This is a genomic window from Luteimonas sp. A501 (assembly GCF_054052085.1).
In genome coordinates this window covers 270,910-285,372 of record NZ_JBSVRI010000001.1, presented here as the reverse complement: position 1 = coordinate 285,372, position 14,463 = coordinate 270,910, and the positions used below count along the sequence as shown (strand labels likewise).

The following is a 14,463-nucleotide window of genomic DNA, read 5'->3' as shown; positions in this document are numbered from 1 at the left end:
CTGAGTCGGGGCTGACTCCCCGCGCCCTCAGCCGGCGCGCCTCCGCAGCCAGTTCAGCAGGTCGATCCGGGTGATGAGGCCGAGGAACCGGTCGCCATCGGTCACGATCGCCACCTTGCCGGCATCGAACACCGGCAGCAGGGCCTCGACCGGCGACTTCACGTCCAGGACCTCGAGCTTGCTGACCATGGCGGTCGACACCGGGTCGCGGAAGCGTGCCTCGTCGCCATAGACGTGCAACAGCACGTCGGACTCGTCGAGGATGCCCGCCAGGCGTTCGCCGTCCATCACCGGCAGCTGCGAGATCTCGTACAGCTTCATGCGCTGGTAGGCGGTGACCAGGAGGTCGTTCGGGCCCACCACGACCGTGTCCTTCTGGCTGTAGGGCCGCAGGATCAGGTCGCGCAGGTCACCGTGCTGCTCGCGCTCGATGAAGCCGTTGTCGAGCATCCAGTAGTCGTTGTACATCTTCGACAGGTACTTGTTGCCGGTGTCGCAGACGAACACCAGCACCTTTTTCGGCTCCGTCTGCTCGCGGCAGTACTTCAGCGCCGCGGCCAGCAGGGTGCCGGTGGACGAGCCGCCGAGGATGCCCTCGGTCGCCAGCAGCTCGCGTCCGGCCAGGAAGCTTTCCTTGTCGCTGATCGCGTAGGCCTTCTTCACCCGGCTGAAGTCGGAGATGGTCGGCAGGAAGTCCTCGCCGATGCCCTCGACCATCCAGCTGCCCGACTTTTCGGACAGGGTGCCCTCGTTGATGTATTCGGTCAGGATCGAGCCCACCGGATCGGCAAGGATCATCTCGACTCCCGGCGCATGCTCCGCGAAGCAGCGCGACAGGCCGCTCATCGTCCCTGAGCTTCCGCAGCCGAAGACCACGGCATCGACACCACCGACCTCGGCCATCTGCCGCAGGAGCTCCGGCCCGGTGCCGAACTCGTGCGCGGCCGGATTGTCCGGATTGCCGAACTGGTTGATGAAATAGGCGCCCGGGGTTTCGCTGGCGATGCGCTGGGCCAGGTCCTGGTAGTAGTCCGGGTGGCCCTTGGCGACGTCCGAGCGGGTCAGCACGACCTCGGCGCCCATGGCCTTGAGGTTGAAGATCTTCTCCCGGCTCATCTTGTCAGGCACCACCAGCACCAGCTTGTAGCCCTTCTGCTGCGCCACCAGCGCCAGGCCGATGCCGGTATTGCCGGCGGTGCCCTCGACCAGGGTGTCGCCGGGCTTGATGTCGCCGCGCTTCTCGGCGGCCTCGATCATGCTCATGCCGATGCGGTCCTTGATCGAACCGCCGGGATTCTGGCTTTCGAGCTTGAAATAGAGCTCGCAGCTGCCGGCGTCCAGGCGCTGCGCCTTGACGATGGGCGTATCGGCGATGAGTCCGAGGACGGATTCGTGGATCGGCATGTCGGGCGACCTGTCAGTGCGAGACGGGGCGCCGATTATCGCATCGCGCGCGGAAGCGCGTGGGCCGCATGGGGCCTGTGGCGGGCCGCAAATGCGGGCGGCGGCGACCGACGAGGATGGGCGCCGCCGCCCGCGACAGCTTTCGATCTTTACGTGGGGGATTCAGCGATCAGTGGTCGAGCGCCTGGTACATCGTGGAGAGGCGATCCTTGGCCGCAAGCTTCTCGCGCTTCATCTGCGACAGCGTGGTGTCGTCGATCGGCAGCACGCCGAGTTCGGCGTCCAGCACCTTCTTGTCGAGTTCCTTGTGGTGGTGGTACAGGCGCCTGAACTCGGGATTCTTGCTGAACAGCGCGTCGAGTTCCGTCTGGGGTTGCCCTTCGAACATGGAGACCTCCTTCAGCCTGGCCCGCGCATGCGTGCCGCGCGGGCATGCAAAAACGCCCCGGGCCTGGAGGCACGGGGCGTGTCGAGTGGAACGGCGGTGGCAGGACACGGACACGGCCCCTCGGGAACTTCCGCGGGAGCTTGCCCGCGGCGACGTTCCCATTGGAGCCGCTGCTGTCCGTCACGATGCCGTCCCTTCAGCGAGGCGGTGCCGCGTGGCGGAACCAGCCTCTCGACTCGACCCTACTCTTCCCCGGCAGGGCCGGCAAGGGTGCCGGCCGCGCCCTCCGGACGGGGTCCGGGGAAGGTTCAGGAAGGTCGCCGGAATGGCCTCCGGCGCTGCCCGGGAGCGGCCCGCGGCTGCCTTCAGCGCGGGTCTTCGAGGGACTTCAACAGCTCGGCTTCCTGGCGCTTGAGCTCGGCCTCGCGCTCGCGGGCCGCCCGCAGGCGCGCGGCCTGCGTGCTGGCGACGTCGTCCAGGACGCCTTCGGCACGCTGGCGGGCGCCGGATTCGATCTCCGCCTCCAGCCGCAGCCGCTCGGCCTCTTCGGCCTGGATCTGCGCCTGGATGCGCAGGCGCTCGGCCTCGGCGCGCGCGCGCGCGGCGTCCTGGCGGCTGGCCTCGACCAGGAGCTCGCTGCGCTCGCGGTCCAGGCGCTCCACCTCGCGCCGGGACAGTTCGGTCGCGGCGGCGATCTCCGCGATCTCGATGCGCCACTCGGCTACGTGCTGCGCGTCCTTCCGTGCCTGCGCCCCGCGCGTGGCGGCCAGCGCATCGACGGCCTGGCGCGCGCGCAAGCGCTCGTAGGCGGCCAGCGAACGGCGATCGGGATCGGCGTCGAGTGCCAGCAGGCGGGCCGCGAGCGCAGCGCCCGCGTCGTCGGTGGCAGCCGGGCGGGACTGCTGGGCCAGGGCCGCGCCGGGAAGAAGCAGCAGGGCCGCAAGCGCCGCGGCAAGGACGGAGCGGTTCATCGCTGGTCCTCCATGCCCAGGCTCCGGCGCAGCGAAGCGACCTCGGCGCGGCGCTGTGCCAGGGTGGCATCGACCTGTGCCTGTGCGCTGCGCGCGCTGGCGAGGTCGGCCGAGGCCTCCGACAGCCCGGCCAGGGCGCGGGCGTCGCGCTCCTTGCCGGCGGTCATGGCCGCCTGGGCCCGGCTCAGGGCGGTGCGGGCCCGGTCCAGGTCCTGCGGGGCGTACTGCTGGGCGTCGGCCGCATCGGCTCGCGCCACTGCCTGCTGGGCGGCCGAAAGCTCGGCAGTGGGCGCCGGCAGGGTGGCGCAGCCGGCAAGCGCGACTGCGAGAACGAGACACGCGCCATGCAGGCGCATTTGGAAGTGTGCGAAGCTTGTGCGCATAAGGGGGCCGCCGCGGGGAAAGGGGACGCACGGCCATTGTCAACAGCATCCGCCCGGATCGCAAACATCCGGCGCGGCGCGATAGGGGAATCCCACGATGGACATCGGCTACTTCCTGAAGCTGATGACGGAGAAGAACGCCTCCGACATGTTCCTGACCACCGGTGCGCCGGTGTACATCAAGGTCGAGGGCAAGCTCTATCCCCTCGGCAATACCGGCCTGCCCCCCGGCATGGTCAAGAAGATCGCGTACTCGCTGATGGACGAGGGCCAGGTGCCGCAGTTCGAGCGCGACCTGGAGCTGAACATGGCGCTGTCGCTGGCCGATTCCGGCCGCTTCCGCGTGAACGTGTTCAAGCAGCGCGGCGAAGTCGGCATGGTGATCCGCGCGATCCGCAGCGTGATCCCCTCGATCGAAGAGCTGCAGCTGCCACAGGTCCTGAAGGAGATCATCATGGCCCCGCGCGGGCTGGTGCTGATCGTCGGCTCCACCGGCTCCGGCAAGTCGACCACGCTGGCGTCGATGATCGACCATCGCAACACCACCACCGCGGGCCACATCCTCACCATCGAGGATCCGATCGAATACCTGCACCGGCACAAGAAGTCGATCGTCAACCAGCGCGAGGTCGGCCTGGATACCCACGCCTTCCACAACGCGCTGAAGAACGCGATGCGCGAGGCGCCCGACGTCATCCTGATCGGCGAGATCCTGGACGCGACCACGATGGAGGCGGCGATCGCCTTCGCCGAGACCGGCCACCTGTGCCTGGCGACGCTGCACTCCAACAACGCCGACCAGACCATCGAGCGCATCCTCAACTTCTTCCCCGAGGCCGCGCACAAGAACGTGCTGATGAACCTGTCGCTCAACCTCAAGGCGGTAGTCAGCCAGCGCCTGGTGGTGGGCATCGACGGCCGCCGGATGCCGGCGACCGAGGTCCTGATCAACACTCCGATGATCCGCGACCTGCTGCGACGCGGCCAGGTGCACGAGGTCAAGCAGGCCATGGAAGAGTCGCTGGAGGAAGGCATCGAATCCTTCGACCAGTGCCTGTTCCGCCTGTACAAGGACGGCCGGATCGAGCGCGAGACCGCGCTGCGCGCCGCCGACTCGCGCGACGGCCTGGACCTCAAGTTCCGCCTGTCCGAAGGCGGTGACGGCGAGCACGACCCCTACGCCGAGATCTTCGACAGCGGGCAGTCGCACTGACGCGCGTTGCGCGCCCACCCGTGGGAGCGGCCATGGCCGCGAATCGCCGCTATAGCGGCTCCCACGAAGGCGGACTTACGTCACTGGTGCGTCGGGCTGGCGCTCCGGGCGCGCGGCGTCGAAGGCCGGCAGCGCCAGGCAGTGTCGTTCGATGCGGTCGATGATGGGATACGCGGCCATGTCGATGCCGAAGCGCCTCGCGTTGTAGACCTGCGGCACCAGGCAGCAGTCGGCGATGGTCGGCTGGTTGCCGTCGCAGAACTCACCGGTGGACGGGTTGTCCGCCAGCAATGCCTCCAGCGCGCGGAAGCCCTTGTCGATCCAATGCTTCACCCAGACCTCGCGCTCGGGCTGGGGCACGCCCCAATCGTGTTCGAGGTACTGCAGCACGCGCAGGTTGTTGAGCGGATGGATGTCGCTGGCCACCACCTGTGCCAGCGCCCGCACCCGTGCGCGGTCGCGCGCAGTGGCCGGCAGCAGCGGCGGCTCCGGCCACATTTCGTCGAGGTACTCGATGATCGCCAGCGACTGGCGCAGGTTGCGCTGGCCATGCTGGAGCACCGGCACCAGCTCCTGGGGATTGAGCGCGGCAAAGTCGGCGCCATGCTGTTCGCCGCCGCCGCGCACCAGGTGCACGGGGACGGTGTCGTACTTCAGGCCCTTGAGGTTGAGGCCGATGCGCACGCGGTAGGCCGCGCTTGAACGCCAGTACGAGTGCAGGCACAGCGCCCCGTTGCCGTTGCCGTTCCCGCCCATCGCCACTTCGCTCTCGGCCGCCATGCTCTCCCCTTGATCAGTCCCCGCCCCACCCGTCCCGGCCCAGCCGGATCTGCACGCCCGGCGCGCGGCGCGGTCCGCCTTTTGCCTCAGGGGGCGGCTTGGTGCTCGATGCGCTGTTCGATGGCGCCAAAGATCGAAGCGCCCTCGCCATCGAGCATCTCGATCCGTACCAGGTCGCCAAACGACATGAAGGGCGTCCGGGGTGCGCCGTGCTCGAGGGCCTCGACTGTTCGCCTTTCGGCGAAGCACGAGGCACCCAGCGAAGTGTCTTCGTTTGCGATCGTCCCTGAACCAACGATGGTTCCGGCGGAAAGCGGCCGCGTCCGCGCCGCATGCGCGACCAGCTGGGCGAAGTCGAACTGCATGTCCACGCCCGCCTCGGGCGCACCGAACCACTCGCCGTTGACGTGGGTGACCAGCGCCCGGTGCAGCTTGCTGCCGCGCCAGGCGTCGCCCAGCTCGTCGGGGGTCACGAACACCGGCGACAGCGCCGAGCGCGGCTTGGACTGCAGGAAGCCGAAGCCCTTGGCGAGTTCTCCGGGAATCAGGTTGCGCAGGCTGACGTCGTTGACCAGACCGATGAGCTGGATGTGGCCGGCGGCCTGCTCGGCCGTGACCGCCATCGGCACGTCGTCGGTGATGACCACGATCTCGGCCTCGAGGTCGATGCCGTGCTCTTCGCTGGTCACGCGCACCGGGTCGCGCGGCCCGAGGAAACCGGCGCTGGTGGCCTGGTACATCAGCGGATCGGTGTAGAAGCTTTCCGGCACCTCGGCGCCGCGGGCGCGGCGAACGCGGGCCACGTGCGGCAGGTAGGCGCTGCCGTCGAGGAACTCGTAGGCGCGCGGCAGCGGTGCCGCCAGCTGCGCGGGCTCGAGGTCGAAGCTGCCGTCGGCGCTGTCGGCATCGAGCGCCGCGGCAAGCGCGACCAGGCGCGGTGCCGTGTTAGACCAGTCTTCCAGCGCCTGCTGCAACGTCGACGCGATCCCGGTCGCACGCACGGCGCGCGACAGATCGCGCGACACCACCACCAGCGTGCCGTCGCGGCCGCCCTCTTTCAAAGAACCCAGCTTCATCACCACTCCGCAGAAAGTCTCAACCCCCGGATTGTAGCGGGGCGACGGCGGGACGGTTGCGAAAGCATTTTTTGCCACGGATTTACGCGGATAAGCGCGGATAGAGCAAAAAAGGTCCATCCACTGACAGAGCGAAAGTCCGTGGAGGCTTGCGGCACGTCCGCGCAATGTCGGGATGCCTTGATACCGTTGATGCGGCTTTTGCCCTATCCGCGCTTATCCGCGTAAATCCGTGGCAAAAAAGCTCTTAATCCTCACCCTGGAACGCTCCGGCTCGATAGGTCAGCACCAAGGTGTCGCGATACCCGTGGCCGTCGGGGGACAGGGGCTGGATGGGCGTGGATTCGTGGATGACGCGGGTGTCGTCCATCAGCAGCAGCGACCAGGGGGCTTCCAGGGTGAAGCGGTGGCCGTCGGGGCCGGCGGCGTCGAAGACGCGGGTCTCGCCGCCCTTGATGCCCTCGCGGCCGACCATGAACACGGCGACGAAGTCGACGCCGTCGCGGTGCGCGCCTTCCGGGGTCGGGCGGCCGATGCCGTCACTGGTGTCGATGCGGAACTGGTGGGCTTCGACGTGCCAGGGACCGGCGTCGCGTACCCCGCTGCACAGCACGCCCAGCGCGCCAAGCAGCCGCGCCCATGCCGGCTGCGACACCAGCTCCGGCGACAGCGGCTGGTACATGCGCTCCATGCCGCCGTGCAGGGCGTTGTAATCCAGCGACTGCCAGTGCGCGCGGTGCGGCGCCATGCGCGCTTCGCCGCCATCGACCACGAAACACGAATGCCGGCGACTGCGATAGCGGCCGCCGTCGCGCAGGTACTCGTCGGGAGGAAGTGCGCCCCAGCCCACGCCCAGGCCGGCGACCGCCTCCATCGAGAGCCCGGTGACCGCCGCCACCGCGGCCGGCGGCAGCACCGCGTAGCCATCGTCGCGCAGGGCCTGCGATTCACGGCCCTGGGGCGTATACGGCGGCGGAAAGATGACGCCCATGGCGATGCCCTCGACGGTTCGCGGACGACCGGTCCGACGCCACCGTCAGGCGCCGGGCCCGGAAAGCACGAAGCCCGCGCGAGGCGGGCTTCAGGGCTTGTTGCGATGTGGCAGCCCCGGAAGGATTCGAACCTCCGAATGCCTGAGTCAGAGTCAGGTGCCTTACCGCTTGGCGACGGGGCTATGCGGAAATTGTAACGCAGGATCGCGCGAAGCGATCCTGAATACAGCGATCAGCGCTTCGAGAACTGCGTGGCGCGGCGTGCCTTGTGCAGGCCGACCTTCTTGCGCTCGACTTCGCGGGCGTCGCGGGTCATGAAGCCGGCCTTGCGCAGCTCGGTCTTCAGGGTCTCGTCGTATTCCACCAGCGCGCGGGCGATGCCCAGGCGGATGGCGCCGGCCTGGCCGGTGGTGCCGCCGCCGTGGGTCGTCACGTAGATGTCGAAGCTCTCGGTGTTCTTCGTGAGTTCGAGCGGCTGGCGCACGATCATGCGCGCAGTCTCGCGACCGAAGAACTCGTCCAGCGGACGGGCGTTGACGGTGATGGTGCCGGTACCGCGGCGCAGGAACACGCGGGCGGTGGAGGACTTGCGACGGCCGGTGCCGTAATTCTGGGTGATTGCCATGACTTAGATATCCAGGACTTGCGGCTGCTGGGCGGCGTGCGGGTGCTCGGAACCCTTGTAGACCTTGAGCTTGCGGTACATCGCGCGGCCCAGGGTGTTCTTCGGGAGCATGCCCTTGACCGAATGCTCGATGACGCGCTCCGGGTGGCGCTCGAGCGCCTGCCCCAGGGTCTCGGACTTCAGGTTGCCGATGTACCCGGTGAAGCGGTAGTACATCTTGTCGGCGAGCTTGTTGCCGGTGACGTGGATCTTCTCGGCGTTGATCACGACGATGTAATCGCCGGTGTCGACGTGAGGGGTGTAGACGGGCTTGTGCTTGCCACGGAGGCGACGCGCGATCTCGGTGCTCAGGCGACCGAGGGTCTTGCCGGCGGCGTCGACCACGTACCAGTCGCGCTGGACGGTCTCGTTCTTGGCGGTAAAGGTTTTCATCGGGAACTCTCAGGGGTGACTGGTCGGGGTGGTTGCGCGGGCCATCGCCTGCGGAACTTCGCCACGCGTTTTCACGTTCAGGGAACGCAAGAGGCGGAATTGTACCGGCCACGCGGGCTCGCCGCAAGTTGCCGGCTTGCCATGTGGCCCACTCCGGCGCGCCAGCGCACAATGAAGGCATGACCACCCGCACCCTGTCCCCGATCGACCGCCTGCTGGCGGATGTCCAGAACGCCCTCGAGACCGTGGCCGGCCGGCCGCGTGCCGAACGTCCAAACCCCGGCGCCGGCGAGCCCGAGGTCGAGCTGGACGCCGCCGAACGCCGCCACGCCGCCGGGCTCATGCGCATCAACCACGTCGGCGAGGTCTGCGCGCAGGCGCTGTATGTCGGCCAGGCCACCGTCGCGCGCGATCCGGCCACCCGGGCGCACCTGCTGGAGGCGGCACAGGAAGAGACCGACCACCTGGCCTGGTGCGACGACCGCCTGCGCGAACTGGACAGCCGGCCGAGCATCTTCAATCCGCTCTGGTATGCCGGCAGCTACACCATCGGCCTGCTGGCCGGGCTGCGCGGTGACGGTTGGAACCTCGGCTTCGTGGTCGAAACCGAACGCCAGGTCGAAGCCCACCTCGAAGAGCACCTGCAGACGCTGCCCGGCGCCGACCTGCGCAGCCGCGCCATCCTCGAGACCATGAAGGCCGACGAGGCCCGCCACGCCGACAACGCCGAGGCCGCCGGCGCCCGGGTGCTGCCACAGCCGATCCCGACGCTGATGGCGGCTGCCTCGAAGCTCATGAAGACCGTGGCCTACCGCCTCTAGGCTGAAACCAGCTTCAGGCCGATCACGCCGGCAACGATCAACCCGATGCACGCCAGGCGCGCCGGCGAAGCGCTCTCGCCCAGCGCCAGGATGCCGATGGTCGCGACGCCGACCGCGCCGATACCGGTCCAGGTCGCGTAGGCGGTCCCCACCGGGATCACCTTCAGCGCCTGGGTCAGCAGCCACAGGCTGATCGCCGCGGTGGCGACCGTCCACACGCTGGGCCACAGGCGGGTAAAGCCCTCGGTGTACTTGAGTCCGATCGCGAAGCCGATCTCGAACAGGCCGGCGAGCAACAGGTAGATCCATGCCATGGGGGCGTTTCCTCGGTAGATGCAATGAAAAACGGCCCGGAGCCTTCGCCCCGGACCGCCGTCGGTCTTCGTGCGCGGGACCAGGCCCCGCGTGCGGGTCGTCCCGCACTGTTGAATCGTCGCTGCATCCTGCCAGCGCCGTGTCGAACGCCGCGTAACCGGCGGCGCCCGATGCCAGGAACGTTCACACCACCAGGTTGCGCCCGTGGAACAGCTCCTCGATCTCGCGCTTGAGCAGCGTTTCGATCTTCATCCGCTCCTTGAACGACAGGTTCCGCGCCTTCTCCTCGAACAGGTACTGGTCGAGGTCGAAGTCCTTCAGGTGCATCTTGGTGTGGAAGATGTTTTCCTGGTAGACGTTGACGTCGAACATCTCGTAGCGGGCCTTGATGTTCTTGGCCAGGAAGTCCTGGATCGAATTGATCTTGTGGTCGATGAAGTGCTTCTTGCCCTTGATGTCGCGGGTGAAGCCGCGCACGCGGTAGTCGGCGATCACGATGTCCGACTCGAAGCTCTCGATCAGGTAGTTCAGCGCCTTCAGCGGCGAGATCACGCCGCAGGTGGCCACGTCGATGTCGGCGCGGAAGGTCGCGATGCCCTCCTGCGGGTGGGTCTCGGGATAGGTGTGGACGGTGATGTGGCTCTTGTCCAGGTGCGCGACCACGGCGTCGGAGATCACGCCCTTCGCGTCCGCCTTGTCGATCACCGGTTCTTCCGAGATCAGGATCGTCACCGACGCACCCTGCGGATCGTAGTCCTGGCGCGCGATGTTGAGGATGTTGGCACCGATGATCTCGGCGACGTCAGTAAGGATCTGCGTCAGCCGGTCGGCGTTGTACTCCTCGTCGATGTACTCGATGTAGCGCTGGCGCTCGTCCTTGGAGACGGCGTAGCTCACGTCGTAGATGTTGAAGCTCAGGGCCTTGGTGAGGTTGTTGAATCCCTGAAGCTTCAAGCGAGGCAGCGGTTTGACCACGTCGTGCGGACCCCGGTTCGGGCGGAAAGTCCGCGAGTATGCGGCAAAGGAGCCGCGGCTGCGACCGGCAGCGGCTTGAGTCGGCCTACGGGGGATCAACGGTTTGCCGGATGCGGCCTGACGGCCTACTCTTGCTTCATCCCCCGTTTAACTTCTTCATGACTATCAGCCCTGTGGCCATAATCAGCATCGTCAAACGCCCCCTGCATCCACTCATGCCCTCACCGGCGACGATCGAGCGCTTCCTCGCGCACTGCCATCGTCGTCGCTACCCGCCCCGCACCGAGGTCTTCCGCCCGGGCGACCAGGCCGGGACCATGTACTACGTGGTCAGCGGTTCGGTCAGCATCATCACCGAGGAGGACGACGGCCGCGAACTGATCCTGGGCTACTTCGGCCCCGGCGAGTTCGTGGGCGAGATGGGACTGTTCATCGAGTCCGACGTCCGCGAGGTGATCCTGCGCACGCGGGTGCAGACCGAGCTGGCCGAGATCAGCTACGAGCGCCTGTACCAGCTGTTCGACGGCTCGCTGTCGGGTGACGCCACGCAGATCGTGTATTCGATCGGGGCCCAGCTCTCGCGGCGACTGCTCGACACCAGCCGCAAGGCCGGTCGCCTGGCCTTCCTCGACGTCACCGACCGCATCACCCGCACCCTGCACGACCTGACCCGGGAGCCGGAGGCCATGAGCCATCCCGACGGCACCCAGCTTCGGGTCTCGCGCCAGGAACTGGCGCGCCTGGTCGGCTGCTCGCGCGAGATGGCCGGACGCGTGCTCAAGAAACTGCAGATCGACGGCAAGCTGCACGCGCGCGGCAAGACCATCGTGCTGTTCGGCACCCGCTGAGCCCGGATGGTCGCGTTCGAGCCCCGCGGGGTGCTTCCGGACGCCGACCTGCGCAGCGCGTCGTCGATCGACGCGGACGATGTCGCCGCCCTGCTCTGCGCGCTCGGCTATCCCTGCGACACCGCGGATGCTGCGCGCCGGATCGCCGTGATCAGCGGCGACGACCGCCAGGCCCTGGTGGTGGCGCGCTGCGGCGGCATGGTCACCGGACTGATCGCGCTGGACTTCATGTACTACCTGCCGCTGGACACGACCACGTGCCGGATCACTGCGCTGGTGGTCTCGCCCGATGCGCAGGGCCGCGGACTCGGCCGCCAGCTGTTGCGCGAAGCCGAACGCCGCGCGCGTGCCGCCGGCGCCGCGCGGGTCGAACTGGCCAGCGGCTCGCAGCGCACCGACGCCCACGCCTTCTACAGGGCCTGCGGCTTCAGCGACGGCACCCTGCGCTTCATCAAGCGCCTGGGCGACGCCTGATCCGGGCCACGGCCCGACCCTGATCCACGACAAGGCGCCGTCACGCCCGGCTGGCTAACCTGCGCGCCTCCCGTCGGCGCGGCGCGCCTGGACAACCCGCATGGACCTGCTGGACAGCCCCTTCCTCCTGTTCGTGGCGATCGGCCTGTGCGCGCAGCTGGTCGACGGCGCGCTGGGCATGGCCTACGGCCTGGTGTCCTCTTCGATCCTGCTGGCGATGGGCATGCCGCCGGCGGCGGTGAGCGCCAGCGTGCACACCGCCGAGGTGTTCACCAGCGGCGTCTCCGGTGCCGCGCACGGACTGCTTGGCAACGTCGACCGCAGGCTGATGCTGCGCCTGGCGGTGCCGGGCGTGGTCGGCGGCGTCATCGGCGCCACGGTGCTCAGCCACGTCGATGGCGAGGCCATCCGCCCCTGGATCCATGGCTACCTGCTGGTGCTCGCCCTTCTGATCCTGCTGCGCGCGGCCGGGCGCCGGCTGCCGCGGGGCGAGGTGAAGCGCGTGGGGGTGCTCGGCTTCGTCTCGGGACTGCTGGATGCCATCGGCGGCGGCGGCTGGGGACCCATGGCCACCTCCACCCTGCTCGCCCACGGCGGCGAAGCGAGGACCAGCATCGGCACGGTCAGCGCGGCCGAGTTCGCGGTCACGCTGGCGATCTCGATCACTTTCCTGTTCTCGATCGGACTCGAGCACTGGCAGGTGATCCTGGGCCTGCTGCTGGGCGGGGTGATCGCGGCGCCGCTGGCGGCGCTGATGGTGCGCCACGTGCGCGAGCGGATCGTGCTGTTCGCAGTGGGCGGCCTGGTGCTGGCGATCTCGGGCTTCCAGATCTGGCGGGCCCTGGCCGGCTGAAGCCCCCGCCAATCGCCCCCCCCCCGCAGGAGCAGGACCCACCATGGACGGGCATTGGCGCAGGCCCCAGGGAGGGCGTTGGTGCGGCCCCGGGGAGCCGGGCCTCAGCGCGGCTTCAAGCGCGGTCGGCCGGCAGCGTTCCGTCCGCACCGACGCCGACCGCAACCGGTTCGCCGCCGCGGCCCGGGCAGCCCCAGTTGAGGATCGGCGTGCCCGGCGGCAGCGCGCGGCGGAAGCGTTCGATCGAGCCCTGCTTCGGATTCACGACCACCGGCCGGCGCGCGCCGAGCAGCAGCGGCAGGTCGGCCCAGGAGTCGGAATAGGCGGCGTCGATGTCGCCCCAGCCCAGCTCGCGCAGCATCCGCATCTTCTCTTCGTTGTGGCAGTGGCGCGCGGCGACCACGGCGCCAAAGCGCGGGCCGGCCAGGGTGCCGACCACCGGTACGTCCTCGTGGGCGACGAAGGACAGGATCGCGCGCGCCAGCTCCGGCGGCGCGCCGGTCGCCACCACCACGCGGTCGCCCCGTTCGCGGTGGGCGTGGAAGACCTCAAGCGCCACCGGCAGCAGGCGGCCGCGGATGTCCTCGACGTGGTTGGCAACGTAGGCATCGATCAGCGCATCGAGTTCAGGCACGCGGTGGAAGCCGACGGTGCCGGCCCAGACGAAGCCGGAAATGCCCATGCGCCGCGTCGGCAGGAAGGCGACCATCGGGCCGAACACCGGCGCCAGCAGCAGCGCCAGCAGCCGGCGCCACCAGGTGCGCTTGATCAGCCAGGCGAACAGGTGGCTGCCGGAGTCGCCGTCGTAGAGCGTGTGGTCGAAGTCGAAGACGATCAGGGGGGCGTCGTCGCGCGGGGGCGCGTAGCGGCGCGCTTCGCCGGGATTCGCCGCTGTAGCGGCTCCCACAGGAACATCGCGACCTGCCTTGGTGGGAGCGGCCATGGCCGCGATGGGAGCGCCGCTCACGTGCCGAACATCCCGCGCAGCGCGTCGCCCGGGTCGGGGGCGCGCATGAAGGCTTCGCCGACCAGGAAGGCATCGACGCCAGCGCCACGCAGCAGCGCGACGTCGGCCGCGGTCATGACCCCGCTCTCGGTCACCAGGCGGCGGCCCTGCGGCGCCCGCGCCTTCAGCGCCAGCGTCGTGTCCAGCGAGACTTCGAAGCTGCGCAGGTCGCGGTTGTTGATGCCCAGCAGCGGCGCACGGCCGTCGACCGCCGGCAGACGCAGGGCGCGCTCGAACTCGTCGGCATCGTGCACCTCGGCCAGCACGTCCATGCCCAGCTCCAGCGCCTGCACGCAGAGGTCGTGCAGGCGCGCATCGTCCAGGCCGGCCAGGATCAGCAGCACGCAGTCGGCGCCCAGCACGCGGGCTTCGTCGACCTGGTAGCCGTCGACGATGAAATCCTTGCGCAGCACCGGCAGCGAGCACGCGTCGCGCGCCTGCAGCAGGTAGTCGTCGGCGCCCTGGAAGAAGTCGACGTCGGTGAGCACCGAGAGGCAGGCCGCGCCGCCGGCTTCGTAGCTGCGCGCGATCGCGGCGGGATCGAAGTCCTCGCGGATTACGCCCTTCGACGGGCTGGCCTTCTTGACCTCGGCGATCACCGCGGCGTGCCCGGCGGCGATCTTCGCTTCGAGCGCGGCCGCGAAGCCGCGCACCGGCGGCGCATCGGCCAGGCGCGTGAAGATCTCGGCCGGCGACACGCGCAGGTTGCGCTCGGCGACCTCTTCGACCTTGCGCGCAAGGATGCGTGCGAGTACGTCCGGCGCCTGGGTCGTGCTCATGCCTCGTCCCCTGCAGCTCGCCCGCTGGTATCGATCGCGGCTGTAGCCGCTCCCAAAGAAGCGCCCGGAGCCCCCGTGGGAGCGGCTGTGGAAGCCGCTGCGGGAGCGGCCATGGCCGCGATCGTATC

The 14,463-nt window shown here is 68.8% G+C and carries 18 protein-coding genes and 1 tRNA gene; 5 read left to right on the top strand and 14 right to left on the bottom strand.

Annotation, left to right across the window (positions count from 1 at the left end; genetic code table 11):
• Positions 1–27: 27 nt before the first annotated feature.
• The 4 genes from ACW7G5_RS01300 to ACW7G5_RS01285 all read right to left on the bottom strand — a co-directional run bounded on the left by ACW7G5_RS01300 (position 28) and on the right by ACW7G5_RS01285 (position 3,119).
• Positions 28–1,404 (bottom strand): pyridoxal-phosphate dependent enzyme, encoded by a 1,377-nt coding sequence (locus ACW7G5_RS01300; protein ID WP_457001143.1) that lies wholly within the window; start codon positions 1,402–1,404, stop codon positions 28–30.
• Positions 1,405–1,573: 169 nt separating this feature from the next.
• Positions 1,574–1,792: a YdcH family protein gene (locus ACW7G5_RS01295; protein ID WP_457001141.1), complete on the bottom strand. Its 219-nt coding sequence runs from the start codon at positions 1,790–1,792 to the stop codon at positions 1,574–1,576.
• 365 nt (positions 1,793–2,157) lie between these two features.
• Positions 2,158–2,763, bottom strand: coding sequence for a hypothetical protein (locus ACW7G5_RS01290; RefSeq protein WP_457001139.1), 606 nt, complete (start codon positions 2,761–2,763; stop codon positions 2,158–2,160).
• Entirely contained in the window at positions 2,760–3,119 is a 360-nt protein-coding gene (locus ACW7G5_RS01285; RefSeq protein ID WP_457001137.1) for a DUF4398 domain-containing protein, read from the bottom strand. Before ACW7G5_RS01285 ends, ACW7G5_RS01290 begins: the two co-directional genes overlap by 4 nt.
• A gap of 124 nt (positions 3,120–3,243) precedes the next feature.
• Between ACW7G5_RS01285 and ACW7G5_RS01280 the strand changes: the two genes are divergently transcribed.
• The gene (locus ACW7G5_RS01280) at positions 3,244–4,359 is read left to right on the top strand and encodes a PilT/PilU family type 4a pilus ATPase (protein ID WP_457001135.1); all 1,116 of its coding nucleotides are present in this window, start codon (positions 3,244–3,246) and stop codon (positions 4,357–4,359) included.
• 75 nt (positions 4,360–4,434) lie between these two features.
• Here ACW7G5_RS01280 and maiA read toward each other — a convergent pair whose 3' ends face one another.
• The 6 genes from maiA to rplM all read right to left on the bottom strand — a co-directional run bounded on the left by maiA (position 4,435) and on the right by rplM (position 8,264).
• A complete protein-coding gene (gene maiA, locus ACW7G5_RS01275) occupies positions 4,435–5,139 on the bottom strand; it encodes a maleylacetoacetate isomerase (RefSeq protein ID WP_457001133.1) in 705 nt (234 codons plus the stop codon).
• 86 nt (positions 5,140–5,225) lie between these two features.
• Complete coding sequence (locus tag ACW7G5_RS01270; protein WP_457001131.1) at positions 5,226–6,215, bottom strand: fumarylacetoacetate hydrolase family protein; 990 nt, start codon at positions 6,213–6,215, stop codon at positions 5,226–5,228.
• A 247-nt stretch (positions 6,216–6,462) separates the two neighbouring features.
• Positions 6,463–7,206 carry a 2OG-Fe dioxygenase family protein gene (locus ACW7G5_RS01265; RefSeq protein WP_457001129.1) on the bottom strand — a complete coding sequence of 248 codons (744 nt, stop codon included), beginning with the start codon at positions 7,204–7,206 and terminating at the stop codon, positions 6,463–6,465.
• A gap of 108 nt (positions 7,207–7,314) precedes the next feature.
• Positions 7,315–7,389, bottom strand: a tRNA-Gln gene (locus tag ACW7G5_RS01260).
• A 50-nt stretch (positions 7,390–7,439) separates the two neighbouring features.
• A complete protein-coding gene (rpsI, locus tag ACW7G5_RS01255) occupies positions 7,440–7,832 on the bottom strand; it encodes a 30S ribosomal protein S9 (RefSeq protein WP_457001127.1) in 393 nt (130 codons plus the stop codon).
• Between the two features lie 3 nt (positions 7,833–7,835).
• Entirely contained in the window at positions 7,836–8,264 is a 429-nt protein-coding gene (gene rplM, locus ACW7G5_RS01250; RefSeq protein WP_343255050.1) for a 50S ribosomal protein L13, read from the bottom strand.
• A gap of 179 nt (positions 8,265–8,443) precedes the next feature.
• Between rplM and coq7 the strand changes: the two genes are divergently transcribed.
• Positions 8,444–9,085, top strand: coding sequence for a 2-polyprenyl-3-methyl-6-methoxy-1,4-benzoquinone monooxygenase (gene coq7, locus ACW7G5_RS01245; RefSeq protein WP_457001125.1), 642 nt, complete (start codon positions 8,444–8,446; stop codon positions 9,083–9,085).
• Here coq7 and sugE read toward each other — a convergent pair.
• Both sugE and speD read right to left on the bottom strand, forming a co-directional pair.
• Positions 9,082–9,399: a quaternary ammonium compound efflux SMR transporter SugE gene (sugE, locus tag ACW7G5_RS01240; RefSeq protein WP_457001123.1), complete on the bottom strand. Its 318-nt coding sequence runs from the start codon at positions 9,397–9,399 to the stop codon at positions 9,082–9,084. The genes coq7 and sugE overlap by 4 nt on opposite strands.
• 184 nt (positions 9,400–9,583) lie before the next feature.
• A complete protein-coding gene (speD, locus tag ACW7G5_RS01235) occupies positions 9,584–10,375 on the bottom strand; it encodes an adenosylmethionine decarboxylase (RefSeq protein ID WP_457001121.1) in 792 nt (263 codons plus the stop codon).
• Positions 10,376–10,590: 215 nt separating this feature from the next.
• Between speD and crp the strand changes: the two genes are divergently transcribed.
• The 3 genes from crp (at position 10,591) to ACW7G5_RS01220 (ending at position 12,550) form a co-directional block, all read left to right on the top strand.
• Positions 10,591–11,223, top strand: coding sequence for a cAMP-activated global transcriptional regulator CRP (gene crp, locus ACW7G5_RS01230; RefSeq protein WP_457001120.1), 633 nt, complete (start codon positions 10,591–10,593; stop codon positions 11,221–11,223).
• Between the two features lie 6 nt (positions 11,224–11,229).
• Positions 11,230–11,697, top strand: coding sequence for a GNAT family N-acetyltransferase (locus ACW7G5_RS01225; protein WP_457001118.1), 468 nt, complete (start codon positions 11,230–11,232; stop codon positions 11,695–11,697).
• A gap of 100 nt (positions 11,698–11,797) precedes the next feature.
• A complete protein-coding gene (locus ACW7G5_RS01220) occupies positions 11,798–12,550 on the top strand; it encodes a sulfite exporter TauE/SafE family protein (protein ID WP_457001116.1) in 753 nt (250 codons plus the stop codon).
• A gap of 115 nt (positions 12,551–12,665) precedes the next feature.
• Here the strand turns inward: ACW7G5_RS01220 and ACW7G5_RS01215 are convergent, their stop codons facing one another.
• Positions 12,666–13,517 (bottom strand): haloacid dehalogenase-like hydrolase, encoded by an 852-nt coding sequence (locus ACW7G5_RS01215; protein WP_457001115.1) that lies wholly within the window; start codon positions 13,515–13,517, stop codon positions 12,666–12,668.
• Complete coding sequence (trpC, locus tag ACW7G5_RS01210) at positions 13,514–14,335, bottom strand: indole-3-glycerol phosphate synthase TrpC (protein WP_457001113.1); 822 nt, start codon at positions 14,333–14,335, stop codon at positions 13,514–13,516. The genes ACW7G5_RS01215 and trpC overlap by 4 nt, the downstream gene beginning before the upstream one ends.
• Between the last annotated feature and the right edge of the window lie 128 nt (positions 14,336–14,463).